Origin of the sequence: Shewanella sp. MEBiC00475 (assembly GCF_005234075.1) — a bacterium.
In the GTDB taxonomy this organism is placed as follows: Bacteria; Pseudomonadota; Gammaproteobacteria; order Enterobacterales; family Shewanellaceae; genus Shewanella; species Shewanella polaris.
In genome coordinates, this window is record NZ_CP039928.1 from 576990 (window position 1) to 602931 (window position 25942).

General features: G+C 41.1%; 17 protein-coding genes, 1 tRNA gene and 1 pseudogene. 5 read left to right on the plus strand and 14 right to left on the minus strand.

Annotated elements, in window-relative coordinates; translation table 11 throughout:
- Positions 1-10: 10 nt before the first annotated feature.
- Positions 11-1342 (minus strand): tyrosine-type recombinase/integrase, encoded by a 1332-nt coding sequence (locus tag FCN25_RS02505; RefSeq protein ID WP_137221693.1) that lies wholly within the window; start codon positions 1340-1342, stop codon positions 11-13.
- A gap of 414 nt (positions 1343-1756) precedes the next feature.
- Here FCN25_RS02505 and FCN25_RS02510 point away from each other — a divergent pair, with 414 nt between their 5' ends.
- Positions 1757-2647 carry a site-specific integrase gene (locus FCN25_RS02510; protein ID WP_137221695.1) on the plus strand — a complete coding sequence of 297 codons (891 nt, stop codon included), beginning with the start codon at positions 1757-1759 and terminating at the stop codon, positions 2645-2647.
- A 71-nt stretch (positions 2648-2718) separates the two neighbouring features.
- Positions 2719-3710, plus strand: a pseudogene (locus tag FCN25_RS02515) (IS91 family transposase).
- A 637-nt stretch (positions 3711-4347) separates the two neighbouring features.
- Here the strand turns inward: FCN25_RS02515 and FCN25_RS02520 are convergent.
- Positions 4348-5085 (minus strand): hypothetical protein, encoded by a 738-nt coding sequence (locus FCN25_RS02520; protein ID WP_175405817.1) that lies wholly within the window; start codon positions 5083-5085, stop codon positions 4348-4350.
- Between the two features lie 368 nt (positions 5086-5453).
- On the opposite strand from FCN25_RS02520, the gene FCN25_RS21045 reads away from it, so the two are divergent.
- Positions 5454-5597 carry a hypothetical protein gene (locus FCN25_RS21045; protein ID WP_254693712.1) on the plus strand — a complete coding sequence of 48 codons (144 nt, stop codon included), beginning with the start codon at positions 5454-5456 and terminating at the stop codon, positions 5595-5597.
- A 185-nt stretch (positions 5598-5782) separates the two neighbouring features.
- Here FCN25_RS21045 and FCN25_RS02530 read toward each other — a convergent pair whose 3' ends face one another.
- The 9 genes from FCN25_RS02530 to FCN25_RS02570 form a co-directional block, all read right to left on the minus strand.
- Positions 5783-6760, minus strand: a complete 978-nt coding sequence (locus tag FCN25_RS02530) for a transposase (RefSeq protein WP_137221697.1) — start codon at positions 6758-6760, stop codon at positions 5783-5785.
- 192 nt (positions 6761-6952) lie between these two features.
- Positions 6953-7291: a hypothetical protein gene (locus FCN25_RS02535; RefSeq protein ID WP_137221699.1), complete on the minus strand. Its 339-nt coding sequence runs from the start codon at positions 7289-7291 to the stop codon at positions 6953-6955.
- Positions 7284-13715: an FG-GAP-like repeat-containing protein gene (locus tag FCN25_RS02540; protein ID WP_137221701.1), complete on the minus strand. Its 6432-nt coding sequence runs from the start codon at positions 13713-13715 to the stop codon at positions 7284-7286. Before FCN25_RS02540 ends, FCN25_RS02535 begins: the two co-directional genes overlap by 8 nt.
- A gap of 46 nt (positions 13716-13761) precedes the next feature.
- Positions 13762-14106: a hypothetical protein gene (locus tag FCN25_RS02545; RefSeq protein WP_137221703.1), complete on the minus strand. Its 345-nt coding sequence runs from the start codon at positions 14104-14106 to the stop codon at positions 13762-13764.
- Positions 14107-14907: 801 nt separating this feature from the next.
- Positions 14908-16113 carry a site-specific integrase gene (locus tag FCN25_RS02550; protein ID WP_137221705.1) on the minus strand — a complete coding sequence of 402 codons (1206 nt, stop codon included), beginning with the start codon at positions 16111-16113 and terminating at the stop codon, positions 14908-14910.
- A gap of 133 nt (positions 16114-16246) precedes the next feature.
- A complete protein-coding gene (locus tag FCN25_RS02555; protein WP_254693711.1) occupies positions 16247-17842 on the minus strand; it encodes an IS66 family transposase in 1596 nt (531 codons plus the stop codon).
- An 83-nt stretch (positions 17843-17925) separates the two neighbouring features.
- Positions 17926-18273 carry an IS66 family insertion sequence element accessory protein TnpB gene (tnpB, locus tag FCN25_RS02560; RefSeq protein ID WP_137221684.1) on the minus strand — a complete coding sequence of 116 codons (348 nt, stop codon included), beginning with the start codon at positions 18271-18273 and terminating at the stop codon, positions 17926-17928.
- The gene (locus FCN25_RS02565) at positions 18267-18596 is read right to left on the minus strand and encodes an IS66 family insertion sequence element accessory protein TnpB (protein ID WP_137221686.1); all 330 of its coding nucleotides are present in this window, start codon (positions 18594-18596) and stop codon (positions 18267-18269) included. The genes tnpB and FCN25_RS02565 overlap by 7 nt, the downstream gene beginning before the upstream one ends.
- A 295-nt stretch (positions 18597-18891) precedes the next feature.
- Positions 18892-18981 (minus strand) — tRNA-Ser (locus FCN25_RS02570).
- Positions 18982-19256: 275 nt separating this feature from the next.
- Between FCN25_RS02570 and FCN25_RS02575 the strand changes: the two genes are divergently transcribed.
- Positions 19257-20996, plus strand: coding sequence for an AAA family ATPase (locus tag FCN25_RS02575; protein ID WP_137227310.1), 1740 nt, complete (start codon positions 19257-19259; stop codon positions 20994-20996).
- A 75-nt stretch (positions 20997-21071) separates the two neighbouring features.
- On the plus strand, positions 21072-21587 hold the full coding sequence (gene fabA, locus FCN25_RS02580; protein WP_137221707.1) for a bifunctional 3-hydroxydecanoyl-ACP dehydratase/trans-2-decenoyl-ACP isomerase: 516 nt from the start codon (positions 21072-21074) through the stop codon (positions 21585-21587).
- A gap of 100 nt (positions 21588-21687) precedes the next feature.
- Here fabA and rmf read toward each other — a convergent pair whose 3' ends face one another.
- The 3 genes from rmf to FCN25_RS02595 all read right to left on the minus strand — a co-directional run bounded on the left by rmf (position 21688) and on the right by FCN25_RS02595 (position 25941).
- A complete protein-coding gene (gene rmf, locus FCN25_RS02585) occupies positions 21688-21864 on the minus strand; it encodes a ribosome modulation factor (protein ID WP_011638106.1) in 177 nt (58 codons plus the stop codon).
- Between the two features lie 233 nt (positions 21865-22097).
- On the minus strand, positions 22098-23999 hold the full coding sequence (locus FCN25_RS02590; protein ID WP_137221709.1) for a DUF3466 family protein: 1902 nt from the start codon (positions 23997-23999) through the stop codon (positions 22098-22100).
- A gap of 25 nt (positions 24000-24024) precedes the next feature.
- Complete coding sequence (locus FCN25_RS02595; protein WP_137221711.1) at positions 24025-25941, minus strand: ABC transporter ATP-binding protein; 1917 nt, start codon at positions 25939-25941, stop codon at positions 24025-24027.
- Position 25942 lies beyond the last annotated feature (1 nt).

The window sequence follows — 25942 nt, forward strand, 5'->3', positions numbered from 1 at the left end:
CACCCGATCATCAAATTTGATATTCAATTCTCTCAATATCCTTAAGCAATGCTGCAACGTTTATATCTTTGCCGTAACGACTGAAAGTGATGTTGGGATTAGCGTGACCGACGATTTGAGCAACAATATGCTCACTGATATCTAATTGCTTCATTTCATCGATAAAAGTGTGTCTGAAGCCATATGACGTGGGGCGCAGGTTCGCTTGCATGCCTATCTCGGTTTGAAGCTTGGCGAGCTGTTTACAGTAAGTTTTTGACCAATCTTCGTTTATACCAACGGGTTTATAATCAAACAGCTGGGTATGTGTTGATTTTCTTTGCTCAACAAACGCAATAAAACCTTGCTCAAGCAAGTATTTGTGAATGGGCACATAACGTTTAGCGTTGAGGTTCTTTAATCGCTGTGCTGAACCGCTGTCATCAATGCTAATACAGTGTACGCCATCGATTAGTTTGATATCTCTAGGTTTGAGCTGGCAAGCTTCTGAAAGCCTTAAACCACCATAAAGCATTAATCGGGTGACCCATTTGAAATCGATTGTTGAAGCTTTGAATGATGAGCTGCGAAGTAGTCGTTTAAGTTCAATGTGCGTCCAGCGGTCTCTAGCTTGATTCGGTTTAGCTTTTGGTTTTTGTCCGACTGTAACGCTTTCAAAGGGGTTACTGGTGCAGTAATTCATTAATTGGCACCACTTAAAGAACTGAAATACGGCAGCTAAATACTCTTTATTGCTTTTGTAGCTTCGGCCTTGAGTCAGTAACTCATCGCGATAGGTCATCGCATCAGCGCTGGTGATTTCATGCACACATCTATCATCAGTTTTAAGCTTGGTTTTAAGAGTGGATTTTGATGATACAGTATCAATAAAATGCCGAGTGCGCTGCTCAAGCTGCTTAATAGACAGCGGCCTAATGGCTGATTTTTGTTTTGAGATAATAAACGCACTTAATGCTTCGTTTAACCCAATAACAGGCTTTGCTTGCGCCACAGCGGTAGTTTCACGATGCTGAGACAATTTAGTCTCTCTAATGGGGATAGCATGAGGTTTTTGCGTGATGTTGAACGTAATATCAGTTTCATTACCATCAAACTGAGCTCTAAGATGGTTAATCACTTCATCGACGTAGCGAATAAAGTCGTTAATACGAGTTTGATGGTCAATAGACTTAATGATTTTTTTGAGTGTTCCGGCAACATCAATATTGCGGATGACCGCTTCTGCTCTATCTCGAGTCAGCAACGACACTTTTACATCAAAAGGAAAGCCTTTATCGCGAAGCGACTTGGCTAAACAGATACGTGTGAAATACACGTTGTTGGGTGCTCGATAAAGATACATTGTCTGAGTCAATCCTTATGGAGAGCCCCTCAAACGCCAGAAACAAAAAAAGCCGTTGATAATCAACGACTTTTCTCGTATTTAATGTGGCGGAGGGATAGGGATTTGAACCCAAGAAATCAGCCACAAAATAAAACTAAAATCCATTATAATCAATTACTAATCGAAAAATCACATCTCAGAAAGTGAACATTCGTAGTCGATATATGACATTTAAATATTTATCGAGTAGGTTGTCAATGATTAACGCTTCAATAACCAGCGCGTGTAAGCGCGTCCGGCGCCGAAGGCGCGTAGTTAATTGACTTGTTGAACGAAGCCGCTCTGCGGCAGAAAAGATAAAAGCCCATCTTTCTCACCATCATAAATACTTACTAGACCCTGCCTACCTTGGCATTACCTAGGAGTATCACCATGGAAACTCACGAACAACAATGCTTTGATTTTCTTTATGAACAACATCTTACCAATTTAACTCTGCAAGGCAAGCGGCCTGCTACCATCGATGCGTACAGTCGCGCAGTTAGGCGCATTAGTGCTTATTTTGACTGTTGCCCTGATAACCTTTCAACCGATGATTTGAAGCGTTATTTTGCTGATTTAATTGCCTCTCACTCCTGGAGTACCGTAAAACTCGACCGCAATGGATTACAGTTTTTCTACCGGTATGTCCTTAATCAATCTTGGGAGTGGCTCAACATTGTTAAGCCGCCGCAGGTCAAACGCCTACCGGATATTCTAACCCCTGCCGAAGTCTCAATCGTCATTAGCCTCACCCATAAGCTGCGATATCAAGTGTGCTTTTTAACCTTATACAGTATGGGGTTGCGCCTCGGTGAAGCAATTTCATTACAGGTTGGCGATATCGATTCAGCGTTGATGCAGGTGCATGTTCGTGACGCCAAAGGCGGCAAGGATAGGCTAGTACCTTTACCACAACGCACATTGTTAGCGCTTCGGTATTACTGGCAAACCCATCGCCATCCTCGGCATGTATTTCCCGGTAAAGATGGCAAGCCAGACTCGCTGATGGACCGCGGTGGTATTCAAAAGGCCATGAAAAAAGTGATTTCTGAGTGCAACATTCACAAATCTATCAGTCCACATAATTTACGTCACAGCTATGCGACTCATTTGCTAGAGCAAGGATTAGATTTACGCTCAGTACAACACTTGCTCGGTCACAACAGCCTCAACACCACAGCAAGGTATACACGTCTCACTCATATTACCCGTAAAAACACGGCCTTGTCGGTTAACCAGCTCACTAATAATTTGGTGTTGAAGTGGGAGTGTGACATATGAAGTTTATCGATATTTTACGTGACCATCTTGATGCGTTTAATCAAGCTTATGATGGCCAAATAACAACATCAATGCGCCATGCCATTAATGCCATGCTGAGCTGTCGCGTTCACACCCAAAGAGCTAGCCACTGGGTTTGTCAGGGTTGCACTCATACAGCAGATTTCCCGCTGTCATGTGGTCATCGCAGTTGTCCCCAATGCCAGTACAACACCACAGCGGATTGGTTAGCTAAGCAACAGGCTAAATTGTTATCTGTCGATTACTTTATGGTGACATTTACTTTGCCATATGAGCTGCGTGTGGTGGCTAAATATCAACCGGAAGCACTCTATCCAGCCATGTTTTCAGTGGCTGCCAGTGTGCTCAAAGACTTTGCACTTAACTCACCAAAACTTGCCGGTGATATTGGTTTCACTGGCGTGCTGCATACTCACAGCCGGCGGCGAGATTTACATCCGCATATTCACTTTATTATTCCAGCGGGCAGTTTCAACAAAACCCAACAACACTGGAAAAGAATAAGGGCAAATACCTGTTCAACGCTTTCAATTTAGCTAAAGTGTGGCGCGCACGTTTACTGGAACAGTTGGCAAAACTGAATCTCAAACTGCCAACCTCACTGCCGAAAAAATGGGTGGTTGATTGCCAGCATATGGGTAAAGGGTTGCCTGCACTGCAATATCTATCACGCTATCTTTATCGTGGTGTACTGCCTGACAAAAACATCAAAAGTGAAGTCGATGGGCTTGTCAGTTTTGAGTATAAAGACATTCAAACTCAGTCTACAAAAGTACGAACCTTACCCGCTACTGAATTTCTCTGGTTAATACTGCAACACGTATTACCGAAAGGGTTACGACGAGTGAGAGACTATGGATTACTCAGAGGTAATGCCAAAAAACTCAGGCTACAAATACAACTGATGCTGGCGGTTGCTGGGGGTGTATTTCCAATCATTCCCGAGATAAAGCGCAGATTAGCAACACGCCGTTGCCCCTGTTGTCAGCAACCAATGCACTTTATGGGCATAGTGAAACGACCGACAAACTTAATACCCTGAACCTAATGTTGAAAATGATAATAAGGATAATGGCTTAACTGAATACCGTGGAGGGTTAATTTAAGATACTGAAATATAGCGAGTTAACTAATTAGTAAAGAGGCTAAGGAAACTTGCTGCCTACTGAAAAGTAGCTAGCTAACAATCACATCAAACAGCGCGTTTTCTCGAACTGTTAATTACATAATAAAGAGTCACATCTCACGTGTTCGGGCTTGTTCAACACTTGGGATAAGGACGCGGCTTCGCGCGGCCTATCCTTATTTGTTATATGTACATTGCACTTGCTCACCTTACCATCAAAAAAGCAAACCATGCAGTTGGTAATCCTGAAACGCTTGCATAGAAGAGCGCTCGCCTTACTTTCGAAGAATTAGCTTTAGGGATACCGAACATCAAAGCAATCCAACAGACAAATGAAAACACTCCCGGGATAACCTAAAATTCAAAGACCGAGGATATACCAACAGCCAAACCTACGACCGCACCAATTATTAGAATTGTAGATTTACTATGTATGTAATCTTCCATGAGCTGACGAGTTCACCAGTACATAAACGCCCAAATTTAGCGCGGAAAGCCACGCAGCGGGTTGACGTCGCAGCCAGCGCCTTTTGCTGGTGATAAAATTTTTTTGTTATATTTCAAATCTACGAAGCTTAAACTCAAAATCATCGTCAACCCTGATACGCTTAACCAGATTTGCTCTATCAGGCCGATATTTTCTCCAATCCCATTCGCCATCTAAGAGTACAATATTAACTAGTCCAAATTTTTTCATATCAGCTTTAGAGTAATCAAAACCAACAGTTCCTTTACCAAAAAAGCCCAGAGTGGAGTCCAAGAAATTAAATTTAGACTGGCCGTAAGTAGTTAGTAGGTTGTCGACTGCGATATCTGCGTAAAAATCAGTTTCCTTTTTACGCATTAAAGTGATGTAAGTGTTGAAAGTTTCACGGTGCTCTTGATCGACATGCCAATTGGATTGCCAAGCGCTACCATGCCATATCAGAATCGAGTCTTTTCTTAAGTACTTAGTATTGGCAGCTGGTAATACATAATTAGCACAAGAAGAAGCGCATACTCTTGTGACCTCGACATCCAAATTATTATCTCTGACCCACTGACCTAAATCCATTCCCGCACCAATCTCACTGCCTTGGCTTGAAATAAGCAGTCGGTTTGGCTTGAATTCAGCAGCCCTAAACAATGAAAAAATCACATTATTTGATGTATCAGTTATTTCACCTTGATAAATCAGATTTCCATCTTCTATACCAACAAAAGCTTCAGGATTATGGCCGCTTTCACCAACATCTTTTAAACTGGTACAGCCAACAACCAGAAAAGAAAAAACTAAAACTAAATGCTTCACTAATCCTCCTTGAAATATAACGAGGCTGTAGAATAACTCTAACAGCTATATTTAATTAAAAAACGAGCTCTTGAAATCAATCCTAAGCGCTTTTAAGGCACTAGGTAATAAATTTGGAACCCTAAAAAATGGCTATTTTTCAATAAAAATAGAAATTCTACAGCCTCAACGCCCCAATAAGGGGCTGACTGATAATGTTTGGCTAAAATGTGTAGCGAAGCGGAACCGAGCCAAACTTTAGCAGTCCCGTCTTAATTGGCTTGTTGAACGAAGCCGCTCTGCGGCAGAAAAGATAAAAGCCCATCTTTCTCACCATCATAAATACTTACTAGACCCTGCCTACCTTGGCATTACCTAGGAGTATCACCATGGAAACTCATGAACAACAACGCTTTGATTTTCTTTATGAACAACATCTTACCAATTTAACTCTGCAAGGCAAGCGGCCTGCTACCAAGAAAAATGAAGCCACCCATAAGAAAAATGAAGCCACCCATTTCTTGAACAAATAACATAACTCGTTTTCATGGCTTTGGCGAGGGTACGATCGATGTGATCAACTCATCAATTTTTATCGATATGACTAAAATATTATCGTTAAATAAGTGATTTATGGTCATCTAAGCAATTCAGCACAGCAGAAAATCTTGATATCAATCAAATATAAGGAAGATGGTGGTTTTTCAAGAATTAATGCTTAAGCGCACAGCCAGCGCTGACAATTTGCAGCGCCTTGTCGTCGTTTTCGGTCTAAATGCTCACAGTATTCGGTTAAGGCAGGTAATGCCCCTACTGCACCTTTAAATAATGCGCCAAATTCTGTGGTGATTTTAAGCCAATTCTCTGCAGGGATGTTGAGTCTATTCAGTATGTCCTGGCTACTTGAGCTAATGGCACCACGTTTATCTTCTCGAATAATCCGACCGGTATCTTCAACCAATACTATGTAGTCTTTCACGCTGAACATGAGCCCGTTAGGCATATTGAGTCGCTCATTACCCACAAACGGTAATAACTCAGGTGGTTGCTCGCCTTTCATTGTTGAATTGATACGGCGCTGAATACTGGTGTAATCTGAGGTTTCAGGGGTTGCAGCCATTTTGGCTCTGACAGGGTTTAAATCCACATAAGCCATACAGGCTAATACTGCGACTTCATCAAGCAGTGCTTGAGACTTAAAGCGCCCTTCCCAAAAGCGACCTGTACATTTATCTTCTTTATTGGCCATTCTGGCGATGGGCTCACTGAGTGAGCGCATAAACCAACTGATATCAATTAAGCGCTTACGGTATTCAGTAATGCATTCATTAACCGTTTGAAGTTCAAACTGGTTAAGGTCTTCTTCTTTTAGGTACTTGTTCGTGAGTAACGTACCTTTGAACCCCTTGTGCCATTGAATTAGCACTTCTTTATCTGACCACTTTTTTGCTTTGTCAGCATCAACCTTTAACACCACATGCAGATGATTACTCATCACGGCATAAGCACAGATATCAATGGCAAAGATAGTCGCCAACTCAAGAATGCGTGAATCAACCCACTCACGCCGATGCTCAAAGTTCTCACCTGTTGAATTATCTATTCCACATAAGAATGCCTTACGCACTACACGAGAACAGCAGTGGTAGTAAGGTGTATCTTCCAGGCTCACGATTGTCTGTCTTGGTCTGGCCATCTTTAATTACCGTTTGTGAAAGGTAAATAAAGCGTAGTTGAGCGGTCAATATTTAGCCAGAAATCTTGGGTGTCTTAATTATTTGTTGTAGGTTTGCTCCCAAAGAAGCCAAACCTTCGGGCAACTAGTACCGTTGAAGAAAGCTTCTTTGGGTTTAGTTCTTTGAAATCAAAGTTTAAGGGTTTTATTATGCTATTTCCCGCACCTTATATAAATTGTTTCACCACCGCCTTCATACAGGTTTCTTGATTCATCAATAATTTCCATATGCTCTAAACACTCTTTCGGTTTATTTTTAAAAAGACTAATTAGTTTTTTCAACCTTCTCAAACTTGGTTTTTTGTCACCTGTTTCTGAGAAATCAACAGCTTCAAAAATAAAATATACTCCTTCTCCATGAGATTTCTCAATTGTTTTTAACCAATCAGCATAATAGTGGTTTTCATTTATATCTAAAAACCTGTTGTCGATACTAGTGCAACCTAACAACATAGTATTTAAAGCAAGAAATAAGAGAAATAGTTTATTCATAATATTCTCTTCTGTGCCAATCATAAATGTAAGGAGCATTGGCTGTCATTGCGATACCCGTATAAGCCGCTGTTGGAACCATCCCAGCTAAGCTCCAAGCTTGGAAAGCTGTATTATAAGTTTCAGTCCCTGAAAGTACCATGCCAGTCATAGAGTCATAACCTTGAAAACCAACTAATTTCGAAATATCAGAATTCCAAAAGTCATGACCTTTAGAAATAGCATTCATGCTTCTTGCCCATGTTGAACTTTTATTTTCAAATATGGTTCCTTCCATACCTGAATCTTTTGTCAAATTTGTAAACCAGTTACCATCTCCAGCATCTGTACCTACAATCTGCGACATATCTCTATTTGAGTAGGTCATCAGTTCACCATGCTTGTTATATACAGGAGGTCTATTACCTTCAATTTTTGTTGCTCTAAGTTTCAACATATTTGTTCGTTCCTTGATATGTTCCCATCCTAACCTAGTCATAGAAAGAGCAAATGAAAGCTTAAAGCCTTCCCGGAAGCTCCCCCCTGTAGCTTCACCTGAAATACCACCTGCAACGCTATTAGACATCACCCGAGAAAAGTTCCATGTATTACCATAATGAGCAGCAATTCCACCAAATATTGCACCACTAAATGCCCCTTTCAAAGCTCCTGTTAGAGAACATTTTAGACTTCCAGTCATCAGTGCTCCACCAACAAAGCCACCGGCTCCGCCAGCTATTGCCCCCGTTACAATTCCACCTGCCGTAGTTAATGTCGCTGCCGAAGTTGCTGTTGCAACAGTTCCCCATGTAGCTCCCCATCCCGCAACCCAATTAGTGGCAGCACCATAAGTAGCAACAACGGCAACTACAGCTACAATAGGTTTCCACCATTTTTTAACAAATTTTTTCAGCCCACTGAAAAAATACCCACTCGGATCGGTCATCGACATCGGATTATTCAGAACATAAGCATAACGGTTATAGCTCTGACTATTCTTCGGAGCCTGAATAAAAGGATCTGCCTGCAGGAATCTACCTAAGGTTGGGTCGTAAATACGCCCACCCATATGAATAATATCTAAGTCTTTAATATGCTTATGGCCTGTATATCCTCTGTCTGTCGGTTCGCTAGTCGTAAAACTAGCAAACGAACTGTGGAGAAACACAGCGGTACGTTTACCCCAAGGGTCGTAAATAGCTTGCGATACGACTGCGCCACTGCCATTTGTTGTGGCGATGACTGAGCCTTGATGGTCCTTGTGTAGATAAAAAGTATCACTTGAACCATTGCTTCGCTGGGTATAGACAATATCGCCAACATAAAACTTATGCTCGGTTAATGTACCTGCGCCACCCGTACGATATACCTTTTCATAATTGCCTAAATAGGTTGTCTGATAAGTAACATTTTTACCATTTTCGACATACGTATCAGATTTATAAATAAGCTCACGTTCAGGCCCATATTTCATGGTAGAACTGCTGCCAGCCTTGGTGATTAATGTTGGCTTGTCGTAACTGCCATAATTAAAGGTACGAGTACCATCTGTTTTACTATTGCCGTTGGCATCATAGAAAAACTTATACAATTGCGCTCCAGAGGCTGATTTGACCTCATTAATCTGGTGCGGTTTAGTTGCATAGTAGGTGTAATTGCCCACACCCGTTTTAAATTTAATATTACCCCAGTCATCATAATTGAAATCTTGATACGTTTTAAAATTTGTTGGCAAGATACCACTACCAGTCGCAATACTAATTGTCCTGTCTTCTAAACGGTTTGTCAGGTAGTCATAGCCATACGTTTCTGTAAAGTCGGTAATGCTTCCAGGGGTTGAACCAAATTTAGTCCAGCGACTGGTTACGTTGCCTATATCATCATGCACGACATCAGTGTAAGCAAGCTGAGTACTACCATTTTTAACGTCAATACTTGATAACCAGCCAGTGTCATCTTCAAACATCGCAGTGGTAGTCACATTGTTACCGTAAGTGACTTCGTCGACTTGATTTCGCGCGGTCATCGAGTCAACATGTTTTAATAACGCGCTCGTTATATTATTACGTACTTCAGATAGATAACCAGACGTTGTGTAGTAATTCTTAACTGAAAACGCCGCAGTACCTGCAGGGTAAGTGGTAACACTTGGGCGGCTGTAGCTATCGTAAGTTTGGCTTTGCGTGAATGTATTCCCCTCTATTAAGGTTGTTGTCGTTTTAACTAAGCCATCTGGATAATAAGTAAAACTATTTTTATACGTTGGATTGCCACTAGCACACGTTGCAACTGCTGCATCAAATTTTTCGACTGAAAGCAGTCTGCCTTTATCCGTTGTCGTACCATAATTCCAACAAAGCGTGCCTTCTGATGGCTCATAGCTTTTTATTTTGCGTCCAAGTAAGTCATATGAAAAAGTGAAGGTATGGCCTCTAGCGGTCTCCTGGGTCATTAACTCACCAAAAGCATTATAGGTGTATTTCCATAGACCTTTTGAAGGGTCATTGGTGGAGAGTTTCCTGCCCCAGTCATCATAAGTCACGGTGACAATGTAATTACTGCCTTCTCCGGTTGTGTCTGTAGTCACAACATTGCTTTGAGCATCATAAGTAAAAGACACTGTATTACCGATTGCATCTTGAGTATAAGCAGTTTCACCAAAACCATTTTGATATGCGCTTGTCGTTATACCGACTTCATTAGTGGTTCGACTTTCAAAGCCAAATAACTCATTTGTGACTGTTGTGCCATTGGGCTTTGTAACGGTATTAGGTCGATTTAATTCATCGTATTCAAAAAGTGTAAAGTCAGTTGAGTTTGGCTCATACACCATTTTTTCTCGGCCTTGCTCATCGTACTCTTTGATGACTTTGTTCCAGCCACCGCTAAAGCTTGTGGTTTGAGCGATAACCTCGCGCCCCCATTTATCAAAATACACTTCCTGGGTGGGATTTCCGGTTACCGTTGTTCTAACGTAGTAATAAGCATTACTAGAGCAGCTACTGCAAAAAGCTTGAGTAACGGTTGTTGTTTTTGCGTCAGGATGGTCAATGGTTTTTAGTCGGCCTAAATCATCAAAATATTCTATTTTTGCGACATTATTGGCATCGGTAGTTTTTATTGAAGTGATGACACCTGTTACAGAGTCTGCATCAGCATTGTTATACATAAAGCTGGTTCTAAAACCCATCGCATCATCGGTATATTTGAGATAGCGCCCTTTAGCACCATAATTGCTACTCGTACTACGAGTAATATTTGTGCCTGTTGCTGTGCTATAACCCGTTACTGCTTCAGAGGTTTTATTTCCCCAGGCATCATACCCATAAGTGGTTGTTAGTTTAGTGGCTGCTTGATTAGGTGATAATGTGCTTGATTTCAATATCAAATTTGAATAGTAATCAAATGTGGTTTCTCGGACATGTGTTTTAGGGTCGCCTGTTCGTGTTTTTGTGACAACAGAAGAAGCTAAACGGCCATATCGTTCCCAGTCACCCGAACCATAGGTATTAACATTGTTGGTTGTGAGTACGTCATTAGAGTATTCATCAGAAATTTCGATGTTACTTTCAAGTAAGTTACCCCAGTCATCATATTGATTGGTCGTTAGTGTTACGCTTGACAATGTGCTGCTAAGATTACTGTCTACTATGTAACTTTCTTCTTCTGAAGATGTAATATAAGGTGAAATGCCACCATTAGCTGTTTGGATGACGTCTAGCGTGTTACTCGCCCTAGAAAGTAATTGCGTATCAAGCATTTGAATAGTTTCAATCGGCATGCCTGCGTGGACAAACGTTAATTCACCATGCTCTTGACTGTATTTAGTTTCGGTCACAACATGGGTTTGGTTATCGATGGTTTTTAACATCTGAAAGCCTAATGAACCACGGCCCTTTTTATGGATAAGAAAACCACCGTATTTATAGTTGACCGATATTTTATCATTAACACCAATATTGCTTTGCGTTTCTACTTTACTGACGAGTTGCATGCCTGAGTGAGGTGAGAACGTATCTGTTGTTGTGTCTGCATCTGAGAAGTTTGTCACATAGACAGATGAGTCTGTCATCGGTTTGTAGGTCACCTTTGTCGCGACACCAAACCCATTAGCAATGGTATTTATTGCGTATTCTTTAACCCCTTTACGGTTATAATATTTTTTCCAACTGCTGCCTGTTGAAGTCAGTAAGTTTAATTTTCCATCGCCATCAGTATCACCAAAACGAACCGTAGCATTGGCGTCAAAAGCCATAGACCCACGGCTCTCAAATGAAATCCATTCACCAGAATCTGTGGGGCGAGAGAAGAAAATAGCCCAATTAGACGTTGAGGTTGCATGTAACACGTCCGCGCGGCCGTCATTGTTTAGATCGACAAATTGGTCAAGGTATTTTTTAGTACTCGATGTGGCTAACCCCGCGTCTCTAGACGCTAGGAACTCAATACCATTAGAGAGTCGATACCACCACTTATCACCACTGACAAATAACAAATCACTTAAGCCATCGCCATTTAAATCTGCTATACGGAATGTGTCTTCATAGTTACCAAGGATCTGTTGTAAGGTTAAGACTGGATTTGCCATGGTGCCTGATGCGACAAAGAGCATATGTTTTGTTGAAGTACTACTGGTCCAGGTGCCACCTAAATCATTTCTACACTCATTTGCTGAGTTTACAAATCGATTCAAAATCCCACGAACATAACAACCTGATGTTGTTGACGTGACTTTCATCACAAGGTCTGAACGCCCATCGCCGTTAATATCAACCGCACTGGCAGACTTCATATCGGCAGTTTGAGATTGCACCCCCATATTTAACTCAGCAGATGCAACGGTATCCGTAAAAGTATAGAGGGTTTTATTTGCCGTAAAGGTACCATTACCACTGTTAACATGGGCTTTAATTGTATTACCCGTTCGAAAAACAATGTCTTCATTGCCATCGCCATTGATATCCATGACTTGTGCACCGTTTTCAAGTCCTGTAGCAACGACGCCTAAGTCTTTTAAAGTATAATCCAATAGCCTAGTCCGCTCGTCACAAGGCTCTCCAGATGGGCAAATTTGATATGAACTCTGGCTTGCTTGATATGATAGAACATGCCAATTTGTTGTTGCTGAGTTTGCAACAAGTAAATCTCTTACACCATCACCGTTATAATCAATATTAAGCGCATATTCCTTTTTTGAAGTACCAGTCGATGTCATCGTTTTGGTGGAAGTAAAGTAAGGGCCGAGCTTCACTGCCCATGAACTGCCACTGACGTAAACAATATCTTGATATCCATCACCATTGATGTCAAAAACTTGAGATGTACTGACGTTAGCAGACCCACTCGCAACGGGAGTAAAGTTCTCAAATGGCTTAAAGTTAGATGTTGTTGGAACATATCGACAAAAGTCAGGTGAGCCTAGTTCAGATTCACATTGATATTGCATGCTACTGGTAGACAGATTAGGGCGTTGCCAACTAAACGTTGTTTTAGGCAAGCAATTACTGAAATTAGTATCATTATCGGGACATTCTTGAACTGATGTTAATAAGGTGCGTTCTTCAATAAAATTGCTGGTCTCATAGTTCAAAAAGTAAGAGCGGTAGTTGCTACCCTCAACCGAAGAGTCAATGCGCTTTAGTATTTTGTTGTTCTTTGCAATTGCACCCGCTTGATAACCTAAAAAACCTTTATCGTAGTCTTCATAAACAAATTTAACTTTATTGGAAGCTGTGCTGTCACCCAGTTTGGCTGAGTACTGAATGCTATCAATGTAAAATGTTCCATCCGCTTTACTGTTGTTATAATTAAACAATATATAGTTATCTTTTATATCCTTGATGACTTTGACAGCCCATGTTTTAGCTATTCCAGTCTTATTACTCGGCTCAACAAATGCATCCGCCTGATTTGTACTAACTAGGCTAGTTAAGCCAGGGTTACCATAATAATAAGTTTCACCGGCTTTCGTTTTGACTTCAAAATAACTAGGCCCATTCGCTTGGCTACCGCCCATAGCAGTAACAATTGAGAAGTCATCAACTTCTTTAATGTAAGTTGAATACGGGGCACCGTAGGTACCCGTAACTAACATCAATCGTTGTCCATCAAGACAAAACCTATCACTGCTTGTAAAAGTTACACCTGTTATGGCATTGTCATTAATTGGCGTTTGTGGGCAACGAGAAATCGCTGAAATACCGCCAACACTCCAACCAATGCCTACGGGGCCATCTTGAAGGTTATTACTTGAATAGTTTAACGACACTTGCGGCGTTACGCCTGCTCGACCTTCAGGTATGTTAATGGGTACTGAGTATGTGGCGGCACCACTCTCATCAACCCTAAACTCACCTGAAGACAACCCTACAACTTCGGCCTTCGAAGATGCACTTACCCCAAGAATAATGAGCATTATTGGAAGCAATAATTTATGGCGAGACATGAGGCATCCTTACTTTCACGTAATAATAAAGGTTGATAATTGGAATTTAAAAGGGGGTAAGGGCTACATCGATACGTTCAATGCACTCTTGTAGCTCAAAGACAAATACAGCACTGCCAGGACCGTGTTCAACATCTTTCCTTGTTAGCTCATAAGACCGACCTGAGTTAACAGCAGAAACAATTAACTGACCAACGTTCGATTCAACTAAATCATACTCAACAGAAATGGCGACTTCACCGGAATAAGAGCAACCGTCATAACTGGTGTTGTTTAATACATCGAAAGATACAGATTGATTAGCTGCAATAGCAGGTAATCCTACAAAATAAAAAAATACCAAACCTATGTTCAATCGTCTTAATGTAGGGGAAAACATCCTTTTGTGCATATATTGAAATCCATTTGTAAGCTAAAGTTGCTGATACTAGAATTCGAAGAAAATATGCTCAATTTTACATTCTGTCAACATAATAAAATCAACTTTTCAAAATTATTTTTTAACCACTAATCGAAGATAAAATCGAAGCGTTATCAATAATCGAGTTTTAGGTGAGTCAACATTAAGTTTTGCAGTTTTACTATTGGCTATGATTAAATTTAATCGCCTCACGTTCATGCTTTCTCTAAGTAGTGTTGTCTTGATACCTGGGTAAAACTGAGGGATCATCAAATTGATTATTATTCACTTCACTAGACCTAATTGTTACTCATAACCGATTAGGGTTATTGAAGTATTGCAGCAAATTCAATGCTGCTGTCTTTAGTTGGCTTTTGGGGTTCAAAGGGGATTCCCCTTGCCCGAGTTTATCTCCCATCTTTTTGGAACAAAAAGTGGGAGATAAACGTACCGGGTTTCGCTGTAGTCCCACTTAATAAGTGGGCTGCTTTGGCTTCGCACTCACTGAGTGCGAAGTGATTTAAATTGCACTTTTTACGTGAAAAGTTACGTGAAAAAAGGTGAAAATTCGATTTCTCAACGAGATTTATTATCGATTTACTCCCGTAGGATTTGATAAGTGCTGCTGAGAAATGATGCCGCTGGTAGGTTTCATCATTTCTCAGGCTGATTATTGGTTCTGTGAGAGCAAATTTTGGCTTATAAAGTCACTCAGGATTTACTGACTGTTGTCATGATTAACGCTCTACGGTTGATCTTTTCAGCAAAAATCCTCTCATATAATCCCACTTCTTATACTGGTAGAAATAAATTCAATGTGTAACTGACTTTATCCACCACAGGTTTGAGTGTTTTCACATCATATCGCTTACCGTATCGCCCATAGGTGATGTTGTGATAAACGTGTCCAACAAGCTGTGCCACCATCGACTCTTCAATTTGCAGTTGCTTAAGCTCATCAATAAAAGTGTGACGGAATGAGTATGCTGTAGGTCGTTTACCAGCGATAAAGTTAAGTTGGTCGAGCAATTTGCCAAACTCTCGGCAAAAGGTGTGTGACCAAACACCATCGCTACTAGGTTGATAATGAAATAACGGACTGCTTGTTAATTGGCCGCTTTTTAAGTGGCTATTTTTTATGTGACTGTTTTTTGATGTTCGGTCAGTAATGGTTTGAACGAAATCAATAAAACCAAACTCAATGAGCTTTTGATGTAGCGGAACGGTTCGTTTTGACAGTGCTGTCTTAAGTTGTTGGCTCATGCCCTCATTGGTGACGTGGATGACGGTGGTGCCATCGATGGTGGTTATATCATTACTGTGTAGCTGACAGGCTTCAGAAGGTCGTAAACCGTGATACAGCATCAATAGTGTTATCCATTTAAAGTCAGGGGGTTTATCAATAAAGTCTTGTGATTGCAGTACGTGTTTTAGTTGCTCTGGTTGCCAGCGCTGGCGCACTAAATCATGCCCAGCCTGGTTACTTGGCTTTGACAGTTTCACTTCATCAAACGGGTTGGCGCTGGTGTAGCGCATCAGTTTGCACCACTTGAAGAATTGCGACACCGCCGCTAAGTAGTCTTTATTGCTTTTATGGCTTCGCCCTTCTTCAAGTAAGCAATCCTTGTATTCCATCGCCTCAGCGCTCGTTATGTCGAATACATCATCTAGGTGAGTTCTTTCAATAAAGTGGCCTATACGTTGATTAAGCTGCTTTACCGTTAACACTGAGACAGACTGCTTTTGTTTAGACGCTATAAACTTAATCAGTGCATCCGTTAATGTGACGTTAGCGACTGAATTTGTTTGTTTTTTACTATCCGAACTTTTTGAGAATGCCAAGTTTGTTGGTAAGGGACAATTGTCATATGCCGCACTATTATGGGCTAATTTCGTTGGCCGAGTGGGAATAAACTGAATGATTTCCCGCACAGGCTTGGCGTTATCATCAAGCGTATCTGTTACCCCAACAAAGCCTGCTCGGGCATCATTAATCAATTGATTCACCTGTGCTTTAAACACATCTGGCAGTGATTGTGGGGTTAAGTTACTGATTAATGGTCGTAAGATACCCGCAACGACAAGATTACGGCCTATCGCGATTGAGCGTTGTTTGTGAGCGTCCGGTGAACTACGCCTTGCTTAGATCAACGAGCCAGGGCAAGAGGCTATTAAGGTCACAGTTTGGATGGGATAGCTGCTCCAAGCAGTGTTCGATGTAATCGAACGGAATAAGACCGTTAGCTTTAGCGGTTTCTATGATGCTGTATAAAATAGAGCTGCCTTCAGCACCACGATGGTTGTGATTAAATAGCCAGTTTTTTCGCCCTATCACAAACGGTTTTACTGCTCGCTCTGCGCGGTTGTTGTCGATATTGAGTCGGCTATCTTCTGTGTAACGACTGAGCTTTTCCCATTGATTGAGGCTGTAATGGATGGCTTTGCCTAGAGGGCTTCCCTTTGATACTTGCAGCGATGATTTATCCAGCCATTGCTTAAATAGTACCAATTGGGGTTGTGAGTGGGTGCGCCTAAAATACAGACGCTCTTCCAGGCTCAGTGATTGTATTTGGGTTTCAATGCGGTACAGCTTGGCTATCATGCTCAGTGCCATATCCGCTTTACTGACTTTACCTACTTTGGGTTTTCCTTGCGCCACTAGCGCTTCTTTGAATTTACGCCGTGCATGGGCCCAACAGCCAACAAGCTTATTACTTACCTGCTGGTAAGCTGCGTAACCATCGACCTGTAAATAACCATTAAACACCGTTTGCTCCGTGGCAAGAAAACGGCTCACGCAGGTGCCCGCACGGCTACCGTCTTGATAGTCGTAAAGCACTATGCTGCGTAAACCTTGATATCGAGGCTCAGTGCTTGGCCCATCCGCGCCAGCGCAATACACCCACATATAGGATTTCACCCGCTCATCGTTAATCACTTTGAGGGTGGTCTCGTCCGCATGGATGACTTCTTGTGTTAACAAATGTTTGTGCAGTAAATCATATAAGGGTTTAAACAGAGCGGCGGATTTCATCATCCAATCGGCCATGGTTTGCCGACTTAAGTCGATACCATGTTGCTTGAACAAGGCTTCTTGCCGGTAAAGGGGTAATGCGTACTGATATTTGCTGGTGATGAGTTGGCTTAATAGACTTGGGGTGGCAAAACTTTTAGGAATGGGGCTGACGGGCACGGGCGCTTGCTTGATGTTGGCCTTGGTGCCTTGCGTTTCGCAATGCTTGCAGCTGTATTTTAATCTAACATGCTCAATCACACTGATTTGTGCCGGTATAAACTTAAGCTTCTCACTACTGTCTTGGCCCATTAATGCCAGCTGATGACCACAACTGTCACACTGCTTATCTTCATCACTAATATCATGGATGACGACTTCTCGCGGCAGGTCTTTTGGCAGTAATTTGCGCTTGGCGCGTTGTTTAGGCGGTACTGACACATCAGCATCTGTCGTTAACTCAACAAGCTCATCAACCGTAACTTCAGCTTCGTTAAACAACTCACCTTGATAATCATGGCTTTCGCTGCTGGCCCCGAAGCGCTGTTGTTGTGCGAGGCGAAATTGCTCCAGTAACCGCTGCACCGAGTGTTTAAGCTCAGCAATTTCAGCATCTCTCAACTCGATAGTATTGTCTTTAGCCGCCAGCGTCTCAAGCAATAATTGCTTAAGCAAATCAACGTCGTTGGGTAAGTTGTCAGGGCTTAATTTCATGGTGTTATTATACCAAAACTCCCCCTAGAGAAGGGGGTTGCAGTGATCTGATTATCAAAAACTGCATACGCAATGGCGATCAATTAACTGTAATTCAAGCCACTAACATGTTGATGTCCCAATACATCAAAGCCAGACAGCAGCCAATGAAACTGTTGCTCAGATAAGCTCAGGCACTCATCAATACTTTTAGTCGGCCACTTAAACTTATCCTGCTCGAGGCGTTTGTACCAAAGCGCAAAACCAGTGTCATCCCAGTAGAGGATTTTTAATTTATCGCGGCTTTTATTACAAAAGACAAACACGCTGCCGTCTGTGGCCTGTAGCGACAACTGTTGCTCGACGATAACGGCTAAGCCATTTATGGATTTACGAAAATCCACAGGCTCTCGATGCAAATAGACACTGGGGAGCTCACGAAACATCAACATGCTTGCAGGCCTTTTATCATTTCCAGCAGATAGCTTGCAGGCAAGGTGCTAGGGAAAGTCCATATCCCGGATTGATGCTGAAAAAAAATGGTCTGCTCTGGGACCGGAAGTTGAGCTTGGGTAGCCATCGCCGTCGGCGAGGCCAGCGTCGCCTTAACAAATAGTGCGCCCGTTGGAATGCTCATTTTAGCTATGTCTGCTTTGCGGGCGTAAAATCCGCTGATACTGAGTTTATGCAGGCGACAAAAAGCGGTAATCGTCAAGCCGCTAGCGGATTGCTGTTGTATCAAGGCAACCCAATCTTCATGTGAACGTCTAGCCATGTTAACTCCTGATGTAATGATCAGTCGTTAATATAGAGGATGAACAAGAGCTGCTGAAGATGTACTTGCCCGGACGCTTACCGTTGTTTAGTGAGCAAGGATACTTTGATGTCGGCAGAGAAGCCTTTATCACGCAGATAAGCAGGCAACACCATGCGGGTATAATAGGTGCAATTTGTGGCTCTGAATAGGTACATATGTCTCAGTCATCCGTTTTGGGTCTGAGAATATGATTTTTCAAATGCTAGAAAGCAAAAAAGCCATTGATTATCAATGGCTTTTTTACTTTAGAATGTGGCGGAGGGATAGGGATTTGAACCCTAGAACGGGATAAACCGTTGCCGGTTTTCAAGACCGGTGCATTCGGCCACTCTGCCATCCCTCCGAACGGGCAGAATAATATAAGTAACGCGTTTGTATGTAAACCATAATTTAAAAAAAATTATCTGAATGGATAGCATTTAATCAAAATAAGTATATTTTTATCATCATTAATACCTATGTTGACAATGACAATGTCTATTCGCTGACTTTTTATTGTCTTTAATCATTTAAATGACAATGAGATGACATTGAATGATGGAATCTGCTGAGGCTTTTACGGCGCTTTATGCTAATATCATTTCATTATTTTCATTGTCGCAGTCAAATTACCACTATATGAATTCAACGCTATTGCCTAGTGCGAAACTCGCTCCTCAATATCATTTACCAGACTCATCGACTTGTGCATTTTTCCCTAGTCATTTATTGCTTGGTCAAGAACGAGTTGTCGATACCTTCAAACTCATGAGCAAAATAGATTCACAACATTTATTTCTTGCTGACTTTTTAGGTGTAGATAGACCACTATTTATCGATGCGTTGGTAACTCAAGCGAATACACCATCAAGTCAATATTTGGTGGCAACTAAAAAGTTACAGGAAGATAGTGAGATTCAATTTAAATGGCAGCAAACTCTTCCACGTGAACATGTCGGTATTATCGCTAAACAAGAGTCACTGTCTTGCTATTTACAAGGGACAATTCGCCGTGCGGATCTACTAGGTAGAATGCTTAAAACGGATAAATCAAGCGTTTATAAGCCTGGCGCTTTAGCGTCTAACCATTTCGTGTTTATTTGCTTAGCATCATTATGGCAGCGAGAAAACCTTTGGGATTTGTTAATGCAAATTCTGCATGATGGTTTTTACCGCATCAATAATGAGTTAGCCCCCATTCCACTTAATTGTAAGATCATACTTGTAGGTTCTGGTTTATCGTATAGTCAGCTTAGAGTTGAAGATCGAAACTTTAGTCGTCATTTTCCATTGCTGGCTGAAATGAGCAACGAAGTTGATTTAACACAGCATCCCGAGTCTGCGTATGTACAGTGGTTGAATGTGCTTGCCCACGCTGAATCGGTTGAGTTAGAACCACCTAGTCTATTACCGATATTTTGGTATAGCTCCCGTTTGGTCGAGCATCAGCAACGGTTAAGTTTAAGCATGTTGGAATTTAGACAACTATTAGGTCAAGCAAAAGCCTATTGTGGTCAATCTGCATTAAATGCTGGCGCTATTGCTAAAGCATTGGAAAAGTTAACCTTCCGTCATAATAGTTCTGAAGTATATTCTGCTCAAAGTTTTGATGATAATTTCATCAATCTGCCAACTAAAGGCGCTATGGTAGGCCAAATTAATGCCCTTACTGTTATAGATACTGGTGATTATACTTATGGCGAACCTGCACGTATTACCTCATCAGTTCATTATGGCGATGGTGAAGTGGCAGATATTGAACGTAAATCAGAGCTAGGCGGCAATATTCATGCTAAAGGCATGATGATCCTATCTGCTTGCTTATACCGAATTTTTGGTCGTGATGCACCTCTTCATCTCAATGCTAATATTGTATTTGAGCAGTCTTATCAAGAAATTGATGGTGATAGTGCTTCACTCGCAGAGTATTGCTGTTTAATGTCTGCAATAGCAGAGCAACCTATTATTCAAAGTTTAGCGGTGACAGGCGCATTAGATCAGTTTGGCAATGTGCAAGCGATTGGTGGCGTAAATGAAAAAATTGAAGGTTTCTTTAATTTATGTCAACGCCGAGGCCTAAGCGGTGAACAAGGTGTTATTATGCCTAAAGCCAATGTATTACAATTGAATCTCGAACCCGCTGTCATTGAGGCTATTGATAAAGGATTATTTCATATCCATGCTATTGAACATATGGATCAAGCAGTTGAACTGCTGATGCAGATGCCTGCTGGTATTGCCAATGAAGATAATGACTTTGCTCCAGACACGCTTTACGGATTAGTACAACAACGTTTAGATAAATTAGCAGGGCAAGATGACGACGATGTGCAATTGAACTTTTTTGCTAAATTGTTAGCTAGATTACACATTATATAGTGATCGGAGTTGTTTAGCTTACACGTGTTCGCTATCTTGTTAAAATTATCAGTCAATTAAGTGGTATGAATTTAAATGGAAAAAGCTAATAGTTTCACGAAAGAACAACTTGTCGCCTGTGGTCATGGCAACTTTTTAGGTCCAAACAGACCACGTTTACCTGTCGACAATATGTTGATGATAGATCGTATTATTACCATTAATGAAAATGGTGGAGAATATGGTAAAGGTGAAATTATTGCTGAACTTGATATCACACCTGATTTATGGTTTTTTGATTGCCACTTTGTCAGTGATCCCGTTATGCCTGGTTGCTTAGGTTTAGATGCAATGTGGCAACTGGTTGGCTTTTACTTAGGCTGGGAAGGCGCTGAAGGTAAAGGTCGTGCATTAGGCGTTGGTGAGGTGAAATTTACCGGACAAGTATTGCCTGAAGCCAAGAAAGTGACTTACAAGCTCAATATTAAACGTAAAATTCATCGTAAATTGGTTATGGGTATTGCCGATGCTACTATGGAAGTCGATGGTCGCCAAATTTATGCTGCAACTGATTTAAAAGTGGGTATTTTCAGCGACACTTCAACGTTTTAAGCACTCTCGATAACCTTGATTAGCTTCCATTATCACATTTAATGCCCTCCGATATTTATCGCGAGGGCATTTTGTTATGTGTGGCTCGTTAGGCTAAGTATTACTTGTTAAATAGGCCATTAAGGCGACCGTCAATACCTTCACGCCAACCGCCTAACCATTGAGACCGAGAATCCAGATTCGAATGAGGGCAAACCTCTTTCGATCGTCCTCCCACTCCGGCTTGAAATCCTTTTGAAAATGCCCTGTCTAAACGATCTCTTTTCTGTCTTTTCATATAAACGCCCTCTTCCATTGACAGGCTTCTGTTGACATGATGTAGCTGAAGCCTTGAATATAGAAATAGAACGTTTTTCAACCAAAATCAATCTTAAAAAACATCATTTTAATGATTTTCTATTAAGCTATTGAGAATTAGATAAAAAAAATCGAGGTATTTTACCTCGATTTTTTTATGATTCTAGACTACCTCATAGATTTGAGGTACTAGCCAGTGCTGATTACAGTAGGCTACTTTTTCACTCGACGACGTAACCATAATAATGGCAAGGTGAATAGCCAAGCAAAGCTAGCTGCACCTAAACGCTCATAAGACTCATCATCATCATCGTCTACATCAGACGCATCACACGCTTCACCACCAGTGGTCTTCAAAACAACCATACGAGGCAAGTAAGATGTTACAGGATCACCATTGCCATCTAATTCAAATAAAGGTAACCCATTCTCACCAATGATTAATTCATTGTCATCATCGTATTGATATTCTGGTTTAAGGATAAAACCAGTCCCAACGATAGTGCCATCTTCATTAATACTATTGGCTTCTACGATTGATATATCAGTTTCATAAGTTAAAATTTCACCGGTACCATCTTCAACACTAACAGTGTGACGAACCCATTCACCATCAGTATTTCTCTCATAGCCTTTAGACTCACAGGTTAACTGATCATTTAAGTTTACAAATTCGCTGGTGTTATTATCAAATAAGAAACCAACTTTCGGACGAGGTTTTTCTTTCTCGTATGTAGATTCAATATAACCAACCACTTGACCTTGATTATTAATGTCTTTTGGCTTACTACTTAAATCTGATAATGACGTTTGGAAGTCATTAGGCGTTATAATGCCTTCTTCTGGATTGTTAGTATCCAATGTAAAGAACTTACTGCGTAAATAACCATCAATATACTTGCTGTAACTGCCCACAAGAATACCTGAATTATTGATATCATATGCAATGGAATAATAGACATCGTCATCCATTTCAACCCAATTGTATTGATAGTCACCATTACCATCTTTTATCCAATAGGCCGCATCAAAGTACAAATCATCTTCGTCACCATTGCGATATACATGAGAGCGACCTGCGACATCACCATTAGAGTTAATGCCAAGACCTTGCGCAGTATAGATAAGCGTTGAATCTTCGTCAGGGGTTAGACCTAACTCCAATTCCGTCAGTTCAGGTAAACCATCTTCATCTAAATTATCGAGATCCCACACGAATCCACGAGTTTGATAATTAATAAAAACCGTACCGCTGTCTGCATTAGGGTATTGCAAAATCTGTACACATATATCTGTTGGAATCGGATTATCTGCATCGGTATTTTCTGCTGCAGTAATACAGGCATCAATACGGTCTTCACTTGCGGATGATAAAGCTGTGCTGCCGTAACCAACTACAAGGTTATTGTTATTTACCCTTGAAGCGACCGACCAACCGCCCACTTCAACAGTAGCGGCATCGACGTCAGCGGTTTGATCACGCTCATAAGTGGTAAACGAAGGTAATAACGGATATTCGATGTCATTTTTGACGGCTATACCGCGCATTTCAAATTCACGATAGTAAAAGTACTCTTGAGTGGTGCTGGTACCTTCGTAATCTAAAGTGAGTTCTTCACCAGTATAGGCACCTACCTTGACACCATTGTTGTTGATACCGTAAAAATAGGTATCAACATCATTCACAATTAATTCATCATCTGAATCAGTATCAGTACTTGATGGATCAAATGTACCAGCTAAACTAAAAAATTCAGGAATCCAAGAACCCGCTGAGGAATTATCACTTGAGATAAAGGTAAAGTTGTTAGCTTCAATTTCAGAGTATACCGAATAGGTAATGGTCTCAGCTTCAGATATTCCTTCTTCCACATCAATGATTGAATCATCAACGTCGTCTGTTGTTAACTTATTTTTACCTTTAGAAATGCCAACGAGTTCGTCTTCATCGTTAACAGCCATCGCATAGCCATTTCGTGTGCCATCAAGGGTACCGTTTAAATCGAAATCTTCGATATTAACAATTTCATATACTGACGCAGCTTGGGCCGACCCAATGACGCTTAGAACACCTATCGCAACAAGTGATAAGGCTTTATCAAACTTTAACTTCATGTAACTATTCCTGTTTTATTATGCTTTACTTCAGTGACTCAAGCTCTTCCCATCGCTCGAAGCAAACTTCTAAATTTTGTTCTTTTTCAGCCAACAGTTGTAATTTTTTATTAACTAAATCCTGTGATTGACTATAGAAATCCGCACCTGCAACTGTTTGTTGCAATTGCGCAATATCTTGTTCGAGCTGTTCCATTTGGCTCGGAAGTGTTTCTAATTCTTTTTGCAATTTATAAGACAGTTTTTTGGTCGCTTTCTCAGGGGTGCTTACAGGCTTTTTCTCAACAACTGCAGAAGGTTGGACAACAATATCTACAACAGGTTCCTCAGAATAAAATTTTGCGCCTTGAGCGACGGCATCTTGGTAGCCACCAACATACTCAGCCCATTGACCATTACCGGCAAACCACCAACTACTAGTAACTGTGTTATCGATAAATGCCCTATCGTGACTCACGATAAGTAATGTACCTGCAAAATCAGCAAGTAGCGACTCTAACAACTCTAAAGTCTCAATATCAAGATCGTTTGTTGGTTCATCAAGAATAATTAAATTTGCTGGACGCAATAATAATCTCGCCAGTAGCAAACGGTTCTTTTCACCACCTGAAAGTGCTTTTACAGGAGTACGAGCACGCATTGGCGAAAATAAAAAGTCTTGCAGATAACTCAGAATATGGCGATCTTGACCGTTAATTGTGACGGTACTTTTACCGTCTCCAACATTTTCTTCTACGGTTTTCTCTGGATCAAGCGCTTCACGATACTGGTCAAAGTAAGCAACGTCTAGTTTGGTGCCCACTTTTATTTCGCCTGATTGAGGTTTGAGCTTTTCAATCAGCAACTTGATGAGTGTTGATTTACCACAACCATTTGGACCAATTAATGCAATTCGGTCACCGCGAATGACTGTGGTATTGAAGTTTTTCACCAAATTTTTGTCAGGTAAATTATAGTTAAGATCTTTTATATCAAATACTAACTTACCAGAGCGTTCGGTATCAGACACCGCCATTTTGGCGTTACCTTGACGGTTTAAGCGTTCGCTACGTTCGGTACGTAATGCTTTTAACGCTCGTACGCGGCCTTCATTTCGAGTACGGCGAGCCTTAACACCTTGACGGATCCAAGTTTCTTCGTCGGCAAGTTTCTTATCAAAATGCGCGTTTTTCTCGGCTTCAACACGTAACCATTCTTGCTTACCATCTAAATAGGCTTGGTAGTTACCAGGAAACGAAATAACCACACCGCGATCTAAATCGACAATACGCGTTGCCATGCGCTGAATAAAACCACGGTCATGGCTTACAAATACGATTGCGCCTTTAAAGCTCAATAAAAATTGCTCTAACCACTCAATGGTATCAATATCGAGATGGTTGGTTGGTTCGTCAAGCAACAGTAAATCTGGGTTAACGACCAATGCGCGAGCTAACGCCACTTTGCGCTGCCAACCACCAGACAATTCGTTTAATGGCTTATCTGGATCTAAGCCTAACAATTCACAGTTTTGAATAATACGCGAATCTAATTGCCAACCTTCATTGTGATCTAATACTTCTTGCAGACGTTGCATTTGATTAAGCATGCGTTCCATCTGCTCAGGATTAGCATCTGCAACATCATGGGATAATTGATGGTACTTTTCTAAAGCTTCACCAATTTCTTTAAGGCCTGCTGCAATGTAAGCGTAAACCGTTCCAGTTTCTGCTTTAGGAGGATCTTGTTGTAAACGGCTAACATTAACGTCATTTGCAATATTAAACTCACCATCATCAAGTAATACATCACCTGATAACACTTTCATTAAACTTGATTTACCAGTGCCGTTGCGACCAACAATACACACGCGTTCACCAGGTTCGATGGTAAAATCTGCATTTTTCAGCAAGGGAGTGTAACCGTAGGCTAACGAGCCATTATTAATGCGTACCAGACTCAAT